A 5,566-nucleotide genomic window follows, 5' to 3' on the forward strand; every position below is an offset into this window, starting at 1 on the left:
GATAGATCTGTCTATCCTCTGGCCGAGGCAGCCAAGGCGGAGTTCATAATCGGCCAGAACCAGTGGGGCCGCATCAGGATGACAGTGTCGATGACGTGGATGATGCCGTTATCGGCTTCGATGTCGGCTTGGATAACGGTGGCGTTATTGACCTCGAAAACGTCCCCTTCGATCAACAAGTCGATGGGGGATCCCTCTACCGAGCCCACACTTTGGTACTTGGCCAAATCTGCCTTTTTCAGGCGACCGGGCACCACGTGGTAACACAAGATGCGGGTCAGTTGGGGGATGTTTTGCACCAGAGTGGTGATGGTGCCAGGAGGCAGCTTGGCAAAAGCCCCATCGGTGGGGGCAAAAACGGTAAAGGGGCCAGGGCTTTTGAGAGTGTCTACCAGGTTTGCCGCTTTAACGGCAGTTACCAAGGTGGAAAAGCCCTCAGCAGAGACGGCAATATCGACAATATCGGGCATGGCCGGGATCCTTTGGCTGTGAAGTTGTTGCTAACTGGATTGCTGCTCGAAAGGCTTTGGGATCATTAAAGTTGCCACGGGCTAGCGATAATTCTGATCCTGAATGTAGGCGAGGCGGGCTGCTTCCCGGATCCCATATTCCGGTCGGGTGAAGCGATTGAGTTGTCCCTCAAAATAACGGCGGTTCATCATCAAGTGCCGTGGATTTGGATCATCAAGGGGATACAAGAAAGCGGCCCTTCCCGCCTGAATCACGGCTGAGGTGACGTTGTACATGGAGCGCTGGAAGCTAACCCCCAATTGAATCAGCATATCCTCTTCGCCGCGGCAATGCTTGCGATAATACTCCACCAAATACTGGGGCAAAAAGTGGTACATATCCTGGTGCAAGAGCGTGGGCGGGATCCCGGCGGTGCCCACCGGAAACTTATCGGCGTAGAGGATCCCGTAGTGGAAGTCCAACTGGTTGGTGGGAACTTCGTTGGCCTGGGCGTTGTAGGACTTAGTGCCGCGGAAAGGAGAGGTGCGATAAAACACGGCCTCTACATAGGGGAAGGCAGCCTCATATAGCCAGGTGAATCCTTTGGATTTGGGCACAATATCGTACCATTCTCCCCGAATGCGCACGCGGTGGTAGATGGGTCGTCCGGCAATGGCGAAGATCCCGTTGACCAGAAAGTTCATCGCCTCCGGCACGCTGGTAATTTTGCCTTCATCGTAGAGATCGCTCATCTCAAAAAAGACCGGAGCCATCACCTCCCAAAACAGGCCCAACACCGAGTACATGGTGGCCTGGCGGCACAGCTCCAAGAACATATCAGGGAAGAGCTTGTATAGCCCCATCAACAAGGGGTTGCCCTGGCAATAGGCGCGGATGGCGCGGTCGGCATTTTGCTTGTATTCTTCGGAATCCATGTAGGGATCCAGCAAGCCCCCCATATCCCGGTGCCAGAGCATGGCCCGCATACATTCTTCGGCAAATTCCATGTTGATGCGGTCATGCCAGAGGTGATGCAAAATCCTGGGCAGCTTGCGCTTCAGCTCCCCTTTTTCCATAAACTCCAGCAGCTCGGGATGGGCCGTAGCCTGGCCTCGCCAAATGCGCAAATCCGCGTTATCCCCCGCGTAGTGGTTGGCCAGCTTCAGATACTCTTCAGGAATGATGAACTTGAAAAAAGGCAAGGGATCCACAAACACCTGCTCGGCAATGTAGAGCAGATCCCGCCAGTAGAAATCCATTGGCACGGCATAGGCTTTGTAGAGGCCGATAATTTGCATCAGGTTTTCCGGCGTATCCGGCAGCATGGATCCCCCTGCCTCCAGGCGGTGGACTATATCCGCAAAAGGATGGGTAGAAGGGGGCAGCTTGCGGGCTGTGAGGGTTGTCGTCATAGAAGAAGTCTCCAACTCTTCAAAAGTTCTGGCTCCTTGAGGTCATTCCCTGGGATCTCAATTCCTGGGAGTTTCCCGCTTGCCTGGATCGGCTCCAGAGAGGGTGATGGGGGCAAGGTCACCGGCTGATGCCAAGATAAGCGTTTGGGCCTGAGCCACCTGGGTGGATAGGGTAAAGGCCAAGGGTTGTGGCCATTTCACCAGGTTCATGGGCTGGATCCCAAACCAAACGATCAAGGCCGTCAAAATAAGCCCTGGGATCCGCTCCCAGCCATGCACGCGCGGGTAGTAGGCGGTGCGGTTGTCCAACCTGCCAAAGCAGGTGCGGTTCAGCAAAATCACAAAGTACACCGCCGTCAAGCCGGTGCCACAGATGCTGATCAAAGTGGGCAGAGGAAAATCTTGGTAGCTGCCCTGGAAGATCAAAAACTCCGCCACAAAGCCCACCAGGCCAGGGATCCCGGCGCTGGCCATCCCCCCCAAGATGAGCAGGGCGCTCACTGTGGGCAAGCCTCGCAAGGGGTTGAGCAGGCCGTTGAGTACGTTCAGATCCCGCGTTCCCACTTTGCGCTCCACCAAGCCCACCAAATCGAACAGCAGCGCCAAGATGAGACCGTGAGAGACCATCTGCACCATCGCCCCGGTCAGGCTAATCGGGGTGGCTGCCGCCATGCCCAGCAAGATGTAGCCCATGTGGCCAATGGAGCTGTAGGCCACCATGCGCTTGATGTCTTTTTGGGCGATGGCTGCCAAAGCCCCGGACAACACGGCAATGGCTCCCCACCAGGCTAGGATCCCGCCCAGGTCGGCCCAAGCTTGGGGAAACAACTGCAGCCCAAAGCGAAACAGACCGTACGTGCCTAACTTGGAGAGGATCCCTCCCAGGAGGATGGCCACTGGCGGCGACGACTCCCCGTATGCATCAGGCAACCAGGTGTGGAAGGGGATCAGCGGCATCTTAATGCCGAAAGCCACGATCAAGGCCAACAGCGTCAAGGTCTGGGCAACAGGGCTGAGAGAGGTGATGCGGATCTCCAGCAGCTCAAAGCTATGGGGATCCCCCAGCCAGTAGATGGCCAAAAAGGCCCCCAACAGAAAGATGGCGGAAACGGCGGTGTAAATCAAAAACTTGATGGCAGCATAATCCCGCTTGGGGCTGCCCCAAATGGAGATGAGCAGGTAGATCGGGATCAGCACCAGCTCGTAAAACAAGAAGAACAAAAGCAGGTTCTGGGCAACAAAAGCCCCGTTGACCGACCCGCTCATGAACAAAATGCAGCCGTATAAGAGGTTGGGCCGCTTCACCTCTGGCTCAGCTGTCAGCACCGCAATCAGCGTGAGCAGCCCATTCAAAGCCACCATCAGCAGGGAAAACCCGTCCAGGCCCAGGGAGTAGCTCAGCCCAATTGCCGGGATCCAATCCCACCGCTGCACCCACTGCAGCCCTTCCGCTTGCAGGTCAAAGTTGGCAAACAGCAGCAGCGAGATCCCCAGCAGGATCCCGGCCAAGGCCACCGCCAGCTTTCGCCCCCCCAAGCCTAAGAACAGGAGCAGGGATCCCAAGATCGGCAACACAATCAAGGCACTCAGCATGGTCTTTTCCCTCTTTATCTAAGGACTCCGTCCCGCTACCTTGCCCAAGCCTAGAGAATCAGCCAGCCCAGCAGGGCCACCCCCACCACAATCGTCAGCACGTAGGCTTGCAACTGGCCAGAGGTGGTGTATTTCAAAACCTGTCCACCCGCCAATACCGCCAAGCTGGTCAAATTTACCAAGCCGTCTACCACATAGCGGTCGAACAAGGCTGTAACCTCAGAGATGATGCGTACCGCAAACACCACACTGGCCCGGTAGAGCTTGGGGGTGTAGAAGTCGTTGGCCAACAAATCCTGCCAGTCGGCCAAGAAGGCCCAGTCCACCGGCTGCCGCTGCGGACGCAGATACAGCCAGGCTCCCAAGGCAATGCCTGTCAAGCTGGATCCCGTCATTACCCCAACAGGGATCCCTTCCAGAGCGGGAATCAGACCCAGCGTCGCCAGGATCATGGGCATGTGCAGCGCCACCCCCATCGTGACCGTCATGGGCAGCATCATCGGCCAATGCACCTCCGGCGAACGCTCGCTCATCTGCTGCGGCTTGCCCCCCCAGATCAGGCCAAACACCCGTGTCAGCCCTAGGGCCGTTACAGCATTGGTGACCAGCACGACTGCTGCCCACAACCCCTGCCCCGATTGCACCAACTGCTGCCACAGATCCGTCAGCACCCAAAAGGAACCGAAAGGCGGCAAAGCGATGATTCCGGCCATTCCGGTCAAGAAGCACAGCCCTGAGATAGGACGCCGCGACCATAGCCCGCCCAGGTAGCGCAAATCCTGGGTAATGCTGTTCCAGATCACCGTGCCCGGAGCCATCACCAACAGAGCCATGGCCGGAGCATAGGTCAGCAGCAACCCATAGGCTTGCTGGGGATGACCGGTGCCCACCGCCACAAAAATCAAGCCCATGTAGGCACTCACCAGATAAGACAAAGCTCGCTTGGCGTCGATCTGGGCCAAAGCCACCAGGGATCCCCCCACCGCCGTCAAGCTGCCGATAGTCAGCATCACCTTCAGCACCGTTGGGGAAAGCTCATAGAGGGGTTGCAGGCGAATCAACACCCAGGCCCCCGTGCCCACCACCACTGCGTTCCGCAAAATCGAGGCCGGGATCGGCCCTTCCATCGCCTCATCCAGCCACAGGTGCAGAGGAAATTGGGCACACTTGCCTACGGGGCCGGCCAGCAACCCCAGCCCTACCAGGGCCAGCAGGGTGGGATCCACAGTGACAGATCCTGCCTGCACCGCCTCTGCCCAGGCCGCCAAATCCTCAAACTCCCAGGAGCCGGTCAGGGGATAGATGGCGATTACCCCCATCAAGAGCAACAGGTCGCCGATGCGCTTGGTTAAAAAAGCATCCCGCGCTCCCGTCACCACCAGCGATTGGTTGAACCAAAAGCCCACCAACAGGTAAGTGCCCAGGGTCAAAATCTCCAGGATCACGTAGCTGAAAAAGAGGGAGTCGCACAAAGCCAAGGCACACATCCCCCCCTCAAACAGGCCCAGCAGGGAGAAAAACCGCGCCCAGCCCCAGTCCATTTCCATGTAGCCAAAGCCGTAGATCTGGGCCACCAGGTTCAGCCCCGTCACCACAGCGCAGGCCCCCAGAGTTACCGATGACACCTGCAGCGGCAGCTCTAACATCAGATCCCCCACCTGTAGCCAGGGCAACCGAATGACCTGCGCCGGCTGATCCCAAATTGCCACCAGCGCCCCCACGCTGTGCAGGAAGGCCATCAACGTCAAGAGCGCATTCAGATAACCTGCCGGACGTGGTCCCGTGCGCCGGGTGATTCCTGGGGACCAGATCAGCGCTCCCGCCCACGCCACCAAGGCGTAGAGGGGAATCAGCCATGCAGTTGTGACCAGCCCGTTCAAGCTCATAATCCTCCTTCGGCCAGGGATCTTGGCCAAACTGGAACACTTGCTGAGATCCTGTAAAAAGTCTTAATCAGCATCTTAGCTGCGAACTAGGATAGATAAAAATTGAACTTTCCGATAAAAACTATAGACAAAAATCTATAGTTCAAGCAGGGGGAGCAGAATAACCTCTGTCGTTGTCACCCCCTCACTCTCTAAAGCGTAGATGGAAATGAACCCCTTGGGAAC

Annotated in this window: 4 protein-coding genes; all 4 read right to left on the reverse strand. The window is 57.2% G+C overall.

Annotation, left to right across the window (positions count from 1 at the left end; translation table 11 throughout):
* Positions 1–11 precede the first annotated feature (11 nt).
* Positions 12–470, reverse strand: coding sequence for a fasciclin domain-containing protein (locus tag NW820_RS07630; RefSeq protein WP_011434417.1), 459 nt, complete (start codon positions 468–470; stop codon positions 12–14).
* An 81-nt stretch (positions 471–551) separates the two neighbouring features.
* Positions 552–1,862 (reverse strand): CO2 hydration protein, encoded by a 1,311-nt coding sequence (locus NW820_RS07635; protein ID WP_414351925.1) that lies wholly within the window; start codon positions 1,860–1,862, stop codon positions 552–554.
* A gap of 57 nt (positions 1,863–1,919) precedes the next feature.
* On the reverse strand, positions 1,920–3,455 hold the full coding sequence (locus tag NW820_RS07640) for an NADH-quinone oxidoreductase subunit M (protein ID WP_414407143.1): 1,536 nt from the start codon (positions 3,453–3,455) through the stop codon (positions 1,920–1,922).
* Between the two features lie 50 nt (positions 3,456–3,505).
* On the reverse strand, positions 3,506–5,341 hold the full coding sequence (locus NW820_RS07645) for an NAD(P)H-quinone oxidoreductase subunit F (protein ID WP_414407144.1): 1,836 nt from the start codon (positions 5,339–5,341) through the stop codon (positions 3,506–3,508).
* Positions 5,342–5,566 lie beyond the last annotated feature (225 nt).

Source organism: Synechococcus sp. R55.7, from assembly GCF_047461955.1.
GTDB lineage: Bacteria > Cyanobacteriota > Cyanobacteriia > Thermostichales > Thermostichaceae > Thermostichus.

What these genes read in the sequence shown, in the direction of transcription:
- NW820_RS07640 (WP_414407143.1), bottom strand. Translation starts at nt 3,455, where the DNA reads ATGCTGAGTGCCTTGATTGTGTTGCCGATCTTGGGATCCCTGCTCCTG.
- NW820_RS07630 (WP_011434417.1), bottom strand. Translation starts at nt 470, where the DNA reads ATGCCCGATATTGTCGATATTGCCGTCTCTGCTGAGGGCTTTTCCACC.
- NW820_RS07645 (WP_414407144.1), bottom strand. Translation starts at nt 5,341, where the DNA reads ATGAGCTTGAACGGGCTGGTCACAACTGCATGGCTGATTCCCCTCTAC.
- NW820_RS07635 (WP_414351925.1), bottom strand. Translation starts at nt 1,862, where the DNA reads ATGACGACAACCCTCACAGCCCGCAAGCTGCCCCCTTCTACCCATCCT.